The organism is Lentzea sp. JNUCC 0626 (assembly GCF_043632865.1).
Lineage (GTDB): Bacteria > Actinomycetota > Actinomycetes > Mycobacteriales > Pseudonocardiaceae > Lentzea.
Genome location: NZ_CP171635.1, coordinates 8,890,023 through 8,904,435, shown reverse-complemented (window position 1 = coordinate 8,904,435; position 14,413 = coordinate 8,890,023). Strand labels below are relative to the sequence as shown.

General features: G+C 68.1%; 15 protein-coding genes. 3 read left to right on the top strand and 12 right to left on the bottom strand.

Features of this window, described 5'->3' with window-relative positions; all coding sequences use genetic code 11:
* The first annotated feature begins 106 nt into the window (after nucleotides 1-106).
* Nucleotides 107-547, top strand: a complete 441-nt coding sequence (locus tag JNUCC0626_RS41720; RefSeq protein WP_090095422.1) for a MarR family winged helix-turn-helix transcriptional regulator — start codon at nucleotides 107-109, stop codon at nucleotides 545-547.
* A 34-nt stretch (nucleotides 548-581) separates the two neighbouring features.
* On the opposite strand, the gene JNUCC0626_RS41715 is transcribed toward JNUCC0626_RS41720, so the two are convergent.
* The 8 genes from JNUCC0626_RS41715 to JNUCC0626_RS41680 form a co-directional block, all read right to left on the bottom strand.
* Nucleotides 582-1,697: a DUF1700 domain-containing protein gene (locus tag JNUCC0626_RS41715; protein ID WP_394616148.1), complete on the bottom strand. Its 1,116-nt coding sequence runs from the start codon at nucleotides 1,695-1,697 to the stop codon at nucleotides 582-584.
* Complete coding sequence (locus JNUCC0626_RS41710; RefSeq protein WP_089917641.1) at nucleotides 1,694-2,020, bottom strand: PadR family transcriptional regulator; 327 nt, start codon at nucleotides 2,018-2,020, stop codon at nucleotides 1,694-1,696. Before JNUCC0626_RS41710 ends, JNUCC0626_RS41715 begins: the two co-directional genes overlap by 4 nt.
* Before the next feature lie 588 nt (nucleotides 2,021-2,608).
* Nucleotides 2,609-3,463, bottom strand: a complete 855-nt coding sequence (gene mutM / locus JNUCC0626_RS41705; protein ID WP_394616147.1) for a bifunctional DNA-formamidopyrimidine glycosylase/DNA-(apurinic or apyrimidinic site) lyase — start codon at nucleotides 3,461-3,463, stop codon at nucleotides 2,609-2,611.
* Nucleotide 3,464: 1 nt separating this feature from the next.
* A complete protein-coding gene (locus JNUCC0626_RS41700) occupies nucleotides 3,465-3,665 on the bottom strand; it encodes a hypothetical protein (protein WP_030467960.1) in 201 nt (66 codons plus the stop codon).
* A 7-nt stretch (nucleotides 3,666-3,672) separates the two neighbouring features.
* Nucleotides 3,673-4,476, bottom strand: a complete 804-nt coding sequence (gene rnc / locus JNUCC0626_RS41695) for a ribonuclease III (protein ID WP_394622212.1) — start codon at nucleotides 4,474-4,476, stop codon at nucleotides 3,673-3,675.
* Nucleotides 4,477-4,492: 16 nt separating this feature from the next.
* On the bottom strand, nucleotides 4,493-4,675 hold the full coding sequence (gene rpmF, locus JNUCC0626_RS41690) for a 50S ribosomal protein L32 (protein WP_030467958.1): 183 nt from the start codon (nucleotides 4,673-4,675) through the stop codon (nucleotides 4,493-4,495).
* A 2-nt stretch (nucleotides 4,676-4,677) separates the two neighbouring features.
* On the bottom strand, nucleotides 4,678-5,259 hold the full coding sequence (locus JNUCC0626_RS41685) for a YceD family protein (protein WP_394616146.1): 582 nt from the start codon (nucleotides 5,257-5,259) through the stop codon (nucleotides 4,678-4,680).
* Nucleotides 5,260-5,396: 137 nt separating this feature from the next.
* On the bottom strand, nucleotides 5,397-6,113 hold the full coding sequence (locus JNUCC0626_RS41680) for a DivIVA domain-containing protein (protein ID WP_394616145.1): 717 nt from the start codon (nucleotides 6,111-6,113) through the stop codon (nucleotides 5,397-5,399).
* A 124-nt stretch (nucleotides 6,114-6,237) separates the two neighbouring features.
* Here JNUCC0626_RS41680 and JNUCC0626_RS41675 point away from each other — a divergent pair, with 124 nt between their 5' ends.
* The gene (locus tag JNUCC0626_RS41675) at nucleotides 6,238-6,678 is read left to right on the top strand and encodes a GNAT family N-acetyltransferase (protein ID WP_394622211.1); all 441 of its coding nucleotides are present in this window, start codon (nucleotides 6,238-6,240) and stop codon (nucleotides 6,676-6,678) included.
* Nucleotides 6,679-6,687: 9 nt separating this feature from the next.
* On the opposite strand, the gene coaD is transcribed toward JNUCC0626_RS41675, so the two are convergent.
* The 4 genes from coaD to JNUCC0626_RS41655 form a co-directional block, all read right to left on the bottom strand.
* Nucleotides 6,688-7,170, bottom strand: coding sequence for a pantetheine-phosphate adenylyltransferase (gene coaD / locus JNUCC0626_RS41670; protein ID WP_394616144.1), 483 nt, complete (start codon nucleotides 7,168-7,170; stop codon nucleotides 6,688-6,690).
* A gap of 53 nt (nucleotides 7,171-7,223) precedes the next feature.
* A complete protein-coding gene (gene rsmD, locus JNUCC0626_RS41665; RefSeq protein WP_394616143.1) occupies nucleotides 7,224-7,778 on the bottom strand; it encodes a 16S rRNA (guanine(966)-N(2))-methyltransferase RsmD in 555 nt (184 codons plus the stop codon).
* A gap of 452 nt (nucleotides 7,779-8,230) precedes the next feature.
* Nucleotides 8,231-9,301, bottom strand: coding sequence for an MBL fold metallo-hydrolase (locus JNUCC0626_RS41660; protein ID WP_394616142.1), 1,071 nt, complete (start codon nucleotides 9,299-9,301; stop codon nucleotides 8,231-8,233).
* A 121-nt stretch (nucleotides 9,302-9,422) separates the two neighbouring features.
* Nucleotides 9,423-12,800, bottom strand: coding sequence for a pyruvate carboxylase (locus JNUCC0626_RS41655; RefSeq protein WP_394616141.1), 3,378 nt, complete (start codon nucleotides 12,798-12,800; stop codon nucleotides 9,423-9,425).
* A 319-nt stretch (nucleotides 12,801-13,119) separates the two neighbouring features.
* On the opposite strand from JNUCC0626_RS41655, the gene JNUCC0626_RS41650 reads away from it, so the two are divergent.
* The gene (locus tag JNUCC0626_RS41650; protein WP_394616140.1) at nucleotides 13,120-14,412 is read left to right on the top strand and encodes a hypothetical protein; all 1,293 of its coding nucleotides are present in this window, start codon (nucleotides 13,120-13,122) and stop codon (nucleotides 14,410-14,412) included.
* Nucleotide 14,413 lies beyond the last annotated feature (1 nt).

Here is a 14,413-nt window from a genome sequence, read left to right as displayed (position 1 = left end):
GCCGAATGGGTTATCGGCAGTTGGCGGATAGCGCGCGGAGCGTGAATGAGGGAAAGTGCCAGGGTTCGTGTCCGAATTCGGACAATCACATGCGCGCGGAGAAACGATGCCCACCACCGTCACCAACCACGAGGCACTTCAACTCGTGGTGGCCGTGCACCGGCTGGTGCGAAGTCTTCGACAGGCCGCTCCGGCCCGTCGTTTGCAACCCACCCAGTTATTGGTGCTGTCAGAACTGAGCGCCCACGGCCCGATGCGGATCGGCGAGATCGCGGTGCGCGCGCTGTGTTCGCAGCCCACCGCCACAACCGTCGTGACCAGCCTGGAGTCCACCGGGCTCGTCCGTCGCGAGCCGGATGCGGCCGACGGCAGGGCGACCATAGTCGTGCTCACCGAAGTCGGTCGCGAGACGATCCTGTCGCTCGCTCACGGCGAAGCCGAACTATTGAGTGAAAGAATGTCCGAACTTTCGCCAGAAGACAGAGAACACCTGCGCTCGGCCATGCCGGTTTTGCGCCACCTGGCCGACCCGCAGGAGAACAAGTAGGAGCGGGACCCCCCGACGGGTCCCGCTCCAGGATTTACTTGCTGGGTGACACGGAAGTAGGTGGCACCGAGCTCGGAGTTGCGCTTCCAGAAGTGGACGACGAAGTGGACGGCGTTGTGCTCTCCGTTGATGACGGAGCGGATACGCCCGGTGCCACGGTGTAACAAACACCGTTTTCGTAGTCGATCTTCGGTCGCGGATAGCGGTTAGCGGGAATCACCGGCTCAGGACCGTTGGTGTTGGTGTCACAGCTGTTGTAGGACCGCTGCGCGTTGATGGGCTGGCCGTCCTGGTCGTACAGCAGCACGTTCGTGAGCAACTTGCCGTTCTCGTCGTACGCGTAGATGTTCTCGTACGACTCCATGACCGGCGGCGAGTACGACGACCGCGACGTGTTGTACGCGAGCTGGTTCGCCGTGACATCGATGACCTGGACCAGCAGCCCCACCGCCAGCGCCGAGGCCGGCAGGCTGAACCACAACCACCGCCGGTCGACCTTGGCGCGCGGCCCGGCGAACACCGACACCACGGCGACCGCGGCGATCACGAGGAACCCGAGGATGTCGCGCCCGGCCAGCAACACGGCCCCGAGCCCGAGCAACCCGGCCCGAGCCAGCCACCACGCGGGCTGCAACGACCGCAGGTAGGTCAACGCCCGTTCCGCAGGCGTGCCCTCCTCCGGCGTGAGCCACTTCTTGAGCCGCTGCGTCTCCGGCAGGTTCATGATCTCCTGCTGCGCCGGCCCCCGGTCGTTCACCAGCGCGAGACTGAGCGCCAGGATCACCGCGGGGAACAACAGCACCACCGGCTCCCGCAACGCCGCCGCACCCGCGAGCAACGTGATGCCGGTGGCGACGGCGAGCCCCCACGCGGCAGCCCGCGGCCTGGTCAGCCACTGCTGCTTCGTCGTGACCGGCAACCGCTCCGTCCGGCCCGGATACCCGGCGGCCTGCCGGAGTTCCTGCGCGTACTGCTCCGGCGAGCCGAGCCGCTGCTCGAGCGTCTCGTTCTCCCCGAGCTCGGTGGACAACTCGACGACGTGCGCCTCGACGTCCTCCATGATCTCGGCGACCTCGTTGGGCGGCAGATCGTCGAGGGCGGCACGCATCCCAGCCAGGTAGTGCTCGACCCCGAGCGCTTGCGTGTTCATGCTGCGACCTCCTCGAGCAGGCCGTCCAACGTGCTGGCGAACGACCTCCACGTCTCCCTCGACTCAGCCAGGCGCGCCCGCCCGGTCTCGTTGATGCTGTAGTACTTGCGGTGCGGGCCCTCTTCGCTCGGCACCACGTACGAGGTCAGCATCCCCGCGTTGTAGAGCCGCCGCAGCGTGCCGTACACCGACGCGTCGCCCACTTCGTTCAGTCCCCCGGCGCGCAGTCTGCGCACCACGTCGTAGCCGTACCCGTCGTCCTTGCGCAGTACCGCAAGGACGGCCAGGTCCAGCACCCCCTTGAGCAGCTGACTCGTGTCCATGGCCCCTCCCGCCCGCCTGCTTGGTGATCGAAATCGGCGGAGCCCATTTCGATCACCAAGCAGGCCTCCCTCTTCAGGGATCAGCACTGTTGCGGCTTGGACACTACTACGCATCGCACAGTACTGTCTAATGCGTTGGGCCTTGTGAGGGTGGTTCGCGGGTTTTGGCACGTCAGGGCCATGCATGGGGGACGTTTCGGGCGTGTGGTGCGTTGCGTTTCGCCCGCTTGGGTCTCGTTTGGTGAGTCTGGCGCCTGTTGGGGCGGGGTTGGTTGCGTTCTGTTGGGTGGGCTTGACCTTGAGCCTCTAGCTGGATGCATTCGCGGCCTTCAAAAGCCGGGGAGTAGTACACCCCGGCCGGACCGGACAGGTTGGCATCCAGCCCCTCAAGGCCAAGCCCCAATCGCCAAGAACGGCGCAACCGCTACCCAGAGGTGATCAGCCCGTTCGGGCTCGCTTCGCATCGCACGCCAGGACTCGTAGGTGGTGGGCTTGTGTTGGTGGCCGCCGGTTGAGTGCGCGCGCCGGGCTTGGGCGGTGGTCGCCTTGCGTTCGCGACTGCGGTTTGTTCGGCGCTCGCCGGGTGCTCTACCTCGGGCGCGGTTGGCAGCGCGGGCAGGAGTACGAGGAGCGGTTCATGAACGGCTCTCGGATCATCGACGCTCCGCAGCGCTTGCACGGCCTGTTTTCCTGGCCGTAGGCGTTCAGCGAGCGGTCGAAGTAGCCGGACTGGCCGTTGATGTTGACGTACAAGGCGTCGAAGGACGTGCCGCCCTGGCCCAGGGCCTCCTGCATCACGTCTGTGGCGTGGTCCAGCAGTTCGGCGGCCTTGGCCTTGGTGAGTTTGTCCGTCATGCGGGTGCCGTGGAGTTTCGCGCGCCAGAGGGCCTCGTCGGCGTAGATGTTGCCGATGCCGGAGACGAGGGTTTGGTCCAGGAGCGCGCGTTTGATCTCCGTGTGACGCAGGCGCAACGCGCGCACGGCAGCATCACGGGAGAAGAGCGGGTCCATCGGGTCTCGTGCGATGTGCGCTACCGAGTCGGGGACCAGGGTGCCGTCGACCTCTACCAGTTCGGCCAAGGCTAGGCCGCCGAAGGTTCGTTGGTCTACGAAGCGTAGTTCTGGGCCGCCGTCTGCGAACTGGAAGCGGACACGCAGATGCTTCTCGTCTGGGGTGGACGAGGGTTGGACCAGCATTTGGCCGCTCATGCCCAGGTGCGCGAGCATGGCGGCTTTGTCGGCCAGTTCTACCCAGAGGTACTTGCCGCGTCGCCTGGCTGCCGCCATGGGCTGGCCAGACAGGCGCGCGACGAAGTCCTGGGAGCCCAGGTCGTGCCGGCGGATGGCACGTGGGTGCAGCACCTCTACCGAGGAGATGACCCGGCCGGCGACGTGGGCTTCGAGGCCGAGGCGTACTACCTCGACCTCTGGGAGTTCGGGCACGTCAGGCTTCGGACTTGCCCTCGTCGACGGGCTGCGCCTCGATCACGGCGGCCTGCGGCTTGGTGGGCTTGAGCACCCACACACCCGCGCGGCTCGTGTCCCTGACCAGCACAAGTCCCTGGATTCCTCCGCTGCGGGAGGTGTTCACCGGCCCGCGGACGGTGCGGGTGCGGCGGTTCGTGCGGTTCCTGGTCGCATACATTGCGGTCTCAGTCTTCCTCGGTTGGGGCGGTCCCTGGCGTCACCGAGGCGCCATTCTGTCCGTTCTTGGCCACGACCGACTCCTGCTCGGCCTTGACCCGTTCCGACAGAACATGATAAGCCGCTTCAGCGGCTTTCTGCTCGGCTTCCTTCTTGGTGCGCCCATCACCCTTGCCGTAAGGCTGGCCACCGACGAGCACCGTTGCGGTGAACTCCTTGCGGTGGTCCGGCCCCTGGTCGTCCACGCGGTACTCCGGGACGCCGAGGCTGGCTTGAGCGGTGAGCTCCTGCAGGCTTGTCTTCCAGTCCAGTCCAGCACCCAAAAGCGGAGCTTTGGCCAAGAGCGGATCGAACAGCCGGTGAACGAACGTTCGTGCGGTATCAATACCGAACTGCAGGTACACCGCACCGATGACGGCCTCGAGACCGTCAGCGAGAATGCTCGCCTTGTCCCTGCCGCCGGTCAGCTCTTCGCCGCGACCGAGCAACAGGTGTGCACCGAGCCCGCCTTCACCGAGATTGCGCGCGACGCCGGCCAGCGCGTGCATGTTGACCACGCTGGCGCGGAGCTTCGCGAGCTGACCTTCGGGAAGGTCGGGATGGGTGCGGTAGAGGTGGTCGGTGACGACCAGCCCCAGTACCGCGTCTCCCAGGAACTCAAGACGCTCGTTCGGCGGCAAGCCGCCGTTCTCGTAGGCGTAAGACCGGTGGGTGAGCGACAGCACGAGCAGCTCGGCGTCCAGGTGGACGCCGAGCGCTTCGAGCAGGTCCGCGCGGTCCGCTTGCGGTGCGCGCGGCGGCTTTCCCCCCACTACGTCGCCGAGGAGATCAGGCCGGCTGAGCGACCTGGCGGCCAGCGTACTGACCACAGGCCGGGCAGGCGACGTGCTGCGGCTTCGGCTGGCGGCAAGCCTTGTTGGAGCACGCCACCAGGTGCACGGCAGACGTCTTCCACTGGGAACGGCGCGCACGGGTGTTCGAACGCGACATTTTCCGCTTCGGGACGGCCACGACTACTTCTCCTCGTTGTTGTCATCGCTGAACCGCTCTTGCAACGCGGCCCACCGAGGGTCAATCGTCTCATGCCCGTGGTCGGGCCCGAGCTCCGCCCACCTGCCACCACACTCGGAGCAAAGCCCCTTGCAGTCCGGCTCGCAAAGCGGTGCCTGCGGCAACGCGAGGACGATGGCGTCCCGCACCACAGGTTCGAGGTCGATCAGATCGTTCTCGATCCGACTGATCTCGTCTTCATCAGTGGTCTCGTCCGTGGTGCTGTCCGGCCACGCGTAGAGCTCCGTGATCCGGACTTCAACCTCATCGGTGAGCGGCTCGAGGCACCTCGAGCACTCACCTTCGACCTTGGCGGACGCGGTCCCTGAAACCAGCACGCCCTCGACGACCGATTCGATCAGGAGGTCGAGTTCGACCTCCCCGTTCTCGGGCACCGCGATCACCCCGAGCAACCCCACACCTTCGGCGGGAACCGACTTCACGAAGGGTCGGCTGGACCCGGCGCGACGGCCGATGTCCCTGGTGTCGATGACCCAGGGACCGGATGCTGTGGGACGCGTGGACGCGTGACGATGCTCAGTCATGATCAGATTGGTTGCCGGCGGGGACCTACCACGTCCAGCCGTTCCAGGGTACGGGACGAGCCCCCTGCACGTGAAATCGGCAGGTGATCGCACCTGTCCGACGTAGTGCGAATCACACGTTCAGGGGCCCTGGTTCGTCAGGAACCGTAGTCGAACGGGGCAGAAGCCCCTGCGACGGCGGGACCACGCAGGTGCGAACGGCCCTTGCCGACCGACCGCAGCGTGTGCGCGAGGAGGTCCTCGAAGTCCGCGAGCTTGCCGTCGACGTACGCGTCGCACTCCGACCGCAGCCGGATCGACTCGCTCTGGGCGACGTCGAGCAGACGCGCCGCCTCGGCGTGCGCCGCCCGGACGACCTCCTGCTCGTTGACGAGCCTCGCCTGCTCGGCACGGCCGTCCTCGGTCGCCCGCTCGTAGTTGGCGCGGCCCGCCTGGATCATCCGCTCGGACTCGGCGTGCGAACGCCCCACCAGGTCGTCGTACTCCTGACGACCCGCGGCGACGGTCCGTTCGGCCTGGTCCTCCGCCTCGGCGATCATCCGCTCGGCACGGGCGCGCGCGTCGGACAGCATCGCCTCGGCCTCGGCCTGCGCCTCGGCGAGCATGCGGTCGGAGTCGGCGCGTGCCTTCGACACACCGCTCTCGGCCTCGTGCTTGGCCTTGCCGACGAGCTCTTCCTTGTGGTCCAGCACGTCCTGCGCGTCGTCGAGCTCCGCGGGGATCGCGTCACGCACGTCGTCGAGCAGTTCGAGCACATCGCCGCGCGGCACGACGCAGCCCGACGTCATCGGAACTCCGCGCGCTTCCTCGACGATCGTGACGAGCTCGTCGAGTGCCTCGAACACCCGGTACACGTGTCACTCCCCTAATCCCCTGGTACACCCACCCACAAGTGTGCCCTGCCGATCTCCCCGGGACCGGGACTTCGGCAGGGCGTGTCAGGATTTCCCCACTTGACATCTGGGGGAACCGGTGAAGATCACAATCAGGCGAGCCGTCGAGGCCGATGTCCACCCGATCGTGGCGATGCTGGCGGACGACCCGCTGGGTGCTCAGCGCGAAACGCCGGGCGACCCGGCGTACCTGAAGGCGTTCGAGGTGATCGACGCCGACCCGCACCAGCTGCTGGTGGTGGCCGATCGCGACGGCGAGGTCGTGGGCACGTTGCAGCTGACGTTCACCGCGGGCCTGTCCCGGCTGGGTTCGACGCGCGCGACCGTGGAGGCCGTGCGGGTGCGTTCCGACCAGCGCGGCGGCGGCCTCGGCGAACAGCTCGTGAGGTGGGCCATCGACGAAGCGCGCGCACGCGGGTGTGCTCTGGTGCAGCTGACGACGGACGCGTCACGCGTGGACGCGCACCGGTTCTACGAGCGGCTCGGGTTCACCGCTTCGCACGTGGGGATGAAGCTGGCGCTCTGACCGCGTGGGTCAGCGGGTCTCTTCGAGGCGCTGCTTGAGCCGCTGCTCGATCGACGCCGGCAGCAGCGTGGACACGTCGCCGCCGTACGTCGCGACCTCCTTGACCAGCGAGGACGCCAGGTAGGAGTACTGCGGGCTGGCCTGCATGAACAACGTGTCGACGCCGGTGAGCTGGTGGTTCATCTGCGCCATCTGCAGCTCGTAGTCGTAGTCGCTGACGGCGCGCAGGCCCTTCACGATGGCCTTGATGTTGTTCTCACGGCAGTAGTCGACCAACAGGCCGTGCCACGAGTCCACGCGCACGTTGTCCCATTGCTTCGTGACGTCGCGCAGCATCTCCTGGCGCTCCTCGACGTCGAACAAGGTGCGCTTGTTCTTGTTGATGAGCACGGCGACGACAACCTCGTCGAACAGGTGCGCGGCTCTCCCGATGATGTCCAGGTGACCGTTGGTTACCGGGTCGTAGGAGCCGGGGTACACGGCACGTGTCATGGATCGGACGTTAGCACCCGATCGGACGCCTCCAGGCGTGTCCGTGGTTCTCGTCACCCATCAGAACGCACCTGGGCCCAGTACACGGCCGTGTCGCCATAACGCTTGGCACGCAAGGATTCCACCAGTTCCGGCCACACTGGTTCGGCACTTCGCGAAGCACGTTCCACGATCAAGACGGCGTCCGCCGCGAGCCTCGGCGCGATTCCGCGGAGCACCTTGGCGAGTTCGTCGTCGCTCACGGCGTAGGGCGGGTCGGCGAAGACGACGTCGAACTTCTCCCCCTCGGCCGTGACGTACGCCTCGGCCGTGCGGTTCGCGATCGTCGTGTTCTTGAACCCGAGCTCCTGGGCGTTGCCTTTGAGCACGTCAGCGGCCCTCTTGTCGGCCTCGACGAAGGTGGCGTGCCCGGCGCCCCTGCTGAGCGCCTCGAATCCCAGGGCGCCGGAGCCCGCGTACAGGTCGAGCACGTTCGCGCCGTCCAGGTCGAGCATGGACTGGAGGGAGCTGAAGAGCGCCTCGCGGACCCGTTCGGAGGTGGGACGGGTGCCCTTGGGCGGGACCTTGAGCCTGCGACCTCCCGCGGACCCGGCAACAATTCGTGTCACGTTCTCATCGTCCCAGGTGCATCCTGTCGCCATGACCCGCCACCGCGACTCGGGCTCGTGTCTGTGCGTGCTCGCCGAATCGCCGGCGCTGGTGAGGTGCCCTTCGTGCGCTGGTCGCGCTCTCGTGACCGGTGACCGTCTGTTGTGCGCTCGATCAGCGCGCGCACGCCCCGCGCACGCCACGCCCCGCGCACACCCCGCCCTCCACGGGGGTCTGACCGCCACGGCAGGACTGAATTTATCGGCACCGGCGGCCTGTCAAGGGCCCGCTCGGCGATCTGTGGACAACTGCGGCGTCGCGGCCGAACTGTCCACAGATCGCCGAGCGGGGCCTTGACAAGCCGTCGGCGGCGGTACGTTGAGCCCACGCTGCTGGCGGGTGGTCAGACCCCCGAGGAGGGCGGGGCCTCGTCTGACGCAAGATCGAGAGCGTGTGACCGCCTGACCGGGCGTCAGGCCAGCGCCTGCCACCAGCCGTCGACCTCGCCCGGCGCGTCCACGTCCACCCGCTCCCCCGGCCGCGGCACCGCCAGCCGCAGCCCGCGCGCCTTGACCTCCCGCCACACGCGGTCGATCGGCTCGCCCCACGGGTGCAGCGCCAGGTTGAACGTCGCCCAGTGCACCGGGATCAGCAGGCCGCCGCCGAGGTCCTCGAACGCCTGCACGCCCTCCTCCGGCGTCATGTGGATGTCCGGCCAGGCGTCGCCGTACGCGCCCACCTGCATCAGCACCGCGTCGAACGGGCCGTGTGCCGCGCCGATCGTCGAGTACCCCGGGAAGTAGCCGGTGTCGCCGCTGTAGAACACCGAACGCGTGCCGCGCTTGATCACCCAGGACGCCCACAGCGTGACGTTTCGCGTCACCGAACGACCGGAGAAGTGTTGTGCCGCAGTACAGGTGAGCTCGAAGCCGTTGACGGAGAACGACTCGTCCCAGTCGAGTTCGACGACGCGGTCGCGCGGCACGTCCCAGCGGGCCAGGTGGGCGCCGAGGCCCAGCGGCACCACGAAGACGGCGGACGTGCGGGACGTCAGCTGCTGCACGGTGTCCATGTCGAGGTGGTCGTAGTGGTCGTGCGAGATCACCACGGCGCTGACGTCGGGCAAATCGGACAGCTGGTGCGGAACCGGGTGCAGTCGTTTGGGTCCTACGTGGGCGGACGGCGAGACGCGGTCGCTCCACACCGGATCGATCAGCACGGAGGCACCGTCGATCGTGATGAGCGCGGACGCGTGGCCGTACCAGGTGACGTGCAGGCCGTCGGAGGCCACCGCCGAAGGCGCGACCAGCGGTACCGCTACGGACGGCTTGCGGTCCTCGCCGCCGACCAGGAAGTCGCGCAACGAGAAGGACTCGCGGTCCGGGACCGTGCGGACTTCCTTGTCGTTGTGGAACTTCCCGTCCCGGTAGCGCGGCGACCGCGACATGTGGACCGGGTCCGGCTTGCCGCCCAGCTGCCTCGGCACGTCCTTCAACGCCCACGCCGCCCCCGCGAGGCCGAGCAGGCCCAACAACTTCTTCATGATCCGCTTCCCTCTCCCTGACCCGTGCCCGGTGCAACGCACGGAATCGTCGTGGAGTTCCACGCCCCGCGCAGCACGAAGGGCCCGGCCTCAGCGAGACCGGGCCCTTCGCAACCTGGAGCTACTCCAGGACGATCAGGAGGTCGCCACCCTCCACCTGCTGGGCTCCGCGCAACGCCAGGCGCTGCACGACGCCCGCCCTCGGGGCGGTGATCGCGGCCTCCATCTTCATGGCCTCGATCGTCGCGACGGTCTGACCGGCGTCGACGCGGTCGCCCTCGGCCACGACGGCCGTCACCACGCCGGCGAACGGGGCCGCCACGTGGTTCGGGTTGGTGCGGTCCGCCTTCTCCGCGGCCGCCACGTCGACGGCCACCGAGCGGTCGCGGACCTGGATCGGGCGCAACTGGCCGTTCAGGGTCGCCATGACCGTGCGGATGCCGCGCTCGTCGGCCTCGGAGATCGCCTCCAGGCCGATCAGCAGCCGGACGCCCGGTTCCAGGTCGACGGAGTACTCCTCACCGGGGCGCAGACCGTAGAAGAAGTCCTTGGACCGCAGGACGGACGTGTCGCCGTACGCCTCGCGGTGCGTGGTGAACTCCTTGGTGGGCGCCGGGAACAGCAGCCTGTTCAACGTCGCCCTGCGCGCGTCGGCGAGGCCCGCCTCGTCCTCGGCGGACAGTTCCTCGACGGGCTTCGGTGCCGGACGGCCTTCCAGAGCCTTGCTGCGGAACGGCTCCGGCCAGCCGCCGGGCGGGTCGCCCAGTTCGCCGTGCAGGAAGCCGATCACCGAGGCCGGGATGTCGAACTTGCCCGGGTTCTCCTCGAACTCCTTCGGCGCCACGCCCGCGCCCACGAGGTGCAGCGCGAGGTCGCCGACGACCTTGGACGACGGCGTCACCTTCACGAGGTGGCCGAGCATGCGGTCGGCGGCCGCGTACATCGACTCGATCTCCTCGAACTTCTCGCCGAGACCGAGAGCGACGGCCTGGGTCCGGAGGTTCGACAGCTGACCACCGGGGATCTCGTGGTGGTAGACGCGGCCGGTCGGGCCGGGGATGCCGGACTCGAACGGCGCGTAGATCTTGCGCACCGACTCCCAGTACGGCTCGAGGTCGCAGACGTTCTGCAGGTCGAGGCCGGTGGAGTGCTCGGTGTGGTCGAGCAGCGCCACGATCGACGACAGCGGCGGCTGCGACGTCGTGCCCGCCATCGACGCGGTCGCGCCGTCGATCGCGTCCACGCCCGCCTGGATCGCCGCGAGGTACGTCGCGAGCTGGCCGCCCGCCGTGTCGTGCGTGTGGAGGTGGACCGGGAGGTCGAACTCCTTGCGCAGCGCGGTGATCAGGCGCGACGCGGCCGGGGCCCGCAGGAGCCCCGCCATGTCCTTGACGCACAGCACGTGCGCGCCCGCGCCGACGATCTGCTCCGCCAGCTTGAGGTAGTAGTCCAGTGTGTACAGACGTTCGTCCGGATTGGACAGATCGCTGGTGTAGCAGAGCGCGACCTCGGCGACCGCCGTCCCGGTCTCGCGCACGGCCTCGATCGCCGGACGCATCTGCTCGACGTCGTTCAGGGCGTCGAAGATCCGGAAGATGTCGATGCCGGTGGTCGTCGCCTCCTGCACGAACGCCTTGGTGACCGCCTCGGGGTACGGCGTGTAGCCGACCGTGTTGCGGCCGCGCAGCAGCATCTGCAGGTTGATGTTCGGCACGGCCTCGCGCAACGCCGCGAGCCGCTCCCACGGGTCCTCGGCGAGGAACCGCAGCGCCACGTCGTAGGTCGCGCCGCCCCAGCACTCCAGGGACAGCAGCTCGGGCGTCATGCGCGCGACGTGCGGCGCGACGGCGAGCAGGTCCTTGGTGCGCACTCGGGTGGCGAGCAACGACTGGTGGGCGTCGCGGAACGTCGTGTCGGTGACGCCGACGGCCTTGTTCTCCCGCATCCACCGCGCGAAGCCCTCGGGGCCGAGTTCGACCAGCTTCTGCTTCGACCCGGCGGCCGGCTCGGCGTTGAGGTCGATGACCGGCAGCTTCTCGCGCGGGTCGACCGCGGTCGGGCGGGTGCCGTTGGGGTGGTTGACCGTGACGTCCGCGAGGTAGGTCAGCAGGCGCGTGCCGCGGTCGGCCGAGTGGCGGGCCGTCAGCAGGTGCGGGCGCTTCTCGATGAACGACGTGGTGACGCGGCCCTCGTAGAAGTCCGCGTCGTCCAGCACGGCCTGGATGAACGGGATGTTCGTGGACACACCGCGGATGCGGAACTCCGCGATCGCACGACGCGCACGAGCGACCGCGAGAGAGAAGGTGCGGCCACGGCACGTGAGCTTCACGAGCATCGAGTCGAAGTGCGGGCTGATCGCCATGCCGGCGCCGGCCGTGCCGCCGTCGAGGCGGATGCCGGAACCACCGGGCGAGCGGTAGGCGCTGATCGTGCCGGTGTCCGGGCGGAACCCGTTGGCCGGGTCCTCCGTGGTGATGCGGCACTGCAGCGCCGCGCCGCGCAGCTGGACGGTGTCCTGGGACAGGCCCAGGTCCTCCAGCGTCTCGCCGGACGCGATGCGCATCTGCGACTGCACCAGGTCGACGTCGGTTACCTCTTCCGTAACCGTGTGCTCGACCTGGATGCGCGGGTTCATCTCGATGAAGACGTAGTGGCCCTGCGGGTCCAGCAGGAACTCGACGGTGCCCGCGTTGCGGTAGCCGATGTGCTTCGCGAACTTCACCGCGTCCGCGCAGATGCGGTCGCGCAGTGCGGGGTCGAGGTTCGGCGCGGGCGCGATCTCGATGACCTTCTGGTGGCGCCGCTGCACGGAGCAGTCGCGCTCGAAGAGGTGGATCACGTTGCCCTGGCCGTCGGCGAGGATCTGCACCTCGATGTGGCGCGGTTCGACCACGGCCTGCTCGAGGAACACGGTCGGATCGCCGAACGCCGACTCGGCCTCGCGCGACGCCGCCTCGAGCGACTCGCGCAGCGCCGCCGGGTCGTCGACCTTGCGCATGCCGCGGCCACCACCACCGGCGACGGCCTTCACGAAGACGGGGAAGCGCATCGTCTTCGACGCTTCGAGCAGCTCGTCGATGTCGGACGACGGCGGGCTCGACTCCAGCACCGGCAGCCCGGCCTCGCGGGCGGCCGCGATGGCGCGCGCCTTGTTGCCCGTCAGTTCGAGGACCTCGGCCACGGGGCCGATGAACGTGAGACCGGCCTCACGGCAGGCCATCGCGAGTTCCGGGTTCTCGGACAGGAATCCGTAACCGGGGTAGATCGCGTCGGCACCGGCCTTGCGGGCGGCCTTGATGATCTCGTCGACGGAGAGGTAGGCGCGGACGGGATGTCCCGCCTCGCCGATCTCGTACGACTCGTCCGCCTTCAGGCGGTGCAGAGAATTTCGATCCTCGTGCGGGAAGACGGCGACCGTTCCAGCGCCCAGTTCGTAGGCGGCTCGGAACGCGCGAATCGCGATCTCGCCGCGGTTGGCGACAAGAACCTTGCGGAACATCCGTGCCCTCCCGGTGTTACTCGGCAGTCATCAGTCGTGGCACGTTACCGTGCGACTCTTGCCTGTTGGGAGGACTGTCTCACGTGATGGGTGTCATCCTGATCGGTCTTGCTCACCCGGATTCTCGCGTGATGGGAGGAAAGTGGGAACCCACCACCCGGTCAGACTGCGGCCGGTAGTGGGTTTAACCAGATCGAGTGACGATCTTCGCGACTATCTCGGTAGGGTGAGCCATATGGCCGGGGCTGATGGAGCCGGGCAGCCTACTGCCCGCACACCGCATTTCGACGTTGTTCTCCGTGGTTACAACCAGCGACAGGTGAACGAGCGGGTCACCCGCTTGGAGTTCGACCTGAAGAACTCGAACCGCGCGCGTGACGCGGCCTCCGCACAGGTGGGCGAGCTCACCAAGTTGCTCAACTCGATGCGCGCCGACCTCGACAAGACCAAGATCCAGCTCCAGAACCTCGCCAACGCTCCCGTGAGCGCGTCGAACGTCACCGAGCGCGTCCGCGTGATGATGAGCCTGGCCGAGGAAGAGATCGCGGACATCCGCAAGGACGCCCTCGACAAGGCCGCCGCGACCCGTGGCGAGGCCGAGAAGTGGGCGTCTGACCAGCGCGAACAGCACCAGCGCCTGCTGGCCGAGACCGAAGCGCGCCGCAAGCAGCTCGAAATGCACTACCAGCAGCGGCACGCCGAACTCGACCAGCAGACCGCCGGTCGCCGTTCCGAACTCGAGGCCGAGCACGCGGCGTTGCAGGGCAAGCTCGCGGCCGAGCACGAGGCCCTCGTCGCCGAGGTGCGCGCGAACGGTGAGCGGATCGCCGGCGAGTTCGAGCAGAAGTCGGCCGACCTCGACGCCCACCGCGTGGAACTGGACGCGAAGTACAAGGCGTACAACGACGAACTCGACAAGGAGTACGACGGTCTCAAGGCGAAGCTGACCGCCGAGCACCAGAAGGTGCTGGCGGACGCGCGCGGCGAGGCCGAGCAGATCGTCGCCGACGCCGAGGCCAAGCGGACCGACGCACTGTCCAAGCTCGACGGTGAGCTGGCTGCGAAGAAGTCCGAGGCGGAGAAGGTGCTCGGCGAGCTTGAGTCCGAGACGCTCGCCCGTGCCGAGAAGACCACCGCTGACGCGACCGCGTCCGCAACGGCTCTGGTCACCGCTGCCGAGGAGAAGGCGGCAACGACCCTGCGCGAGGCGGAGGACAAGGCGACCACCCTGGTCGGCGACGCCAACCAGAAGGCCGCGACCACCGTCCGCGAGGCCGACGAGAAGGCCGTCACGCTCGTCCGCGACGCCGAAACGCGCACGTCAACCCTGGTGCGCGACGCCGAGACGCGCACGTCGACCCTGGTGCGCGAGGCGGAGCAGAAGTCCGCCGCCGCCGTCGCCGAGGCGGACCAGCGCGCGGCCAACGCCTCCGAGAAGGAGGCGGCGCTGCGGGCGGCGCACGACAACCTCGCCACGCAGTTCCACGCGGCACAGGAGGCCGTCGAGGCGGCGATGTCGGTGCTCAAGCCGCTGGAAGACGGCTCCACCGAGGACGACGCTCCGGAGGACGCGGACAAGACCCAGCAGCTGCCGAAGCCGCGTTCGAACTGAT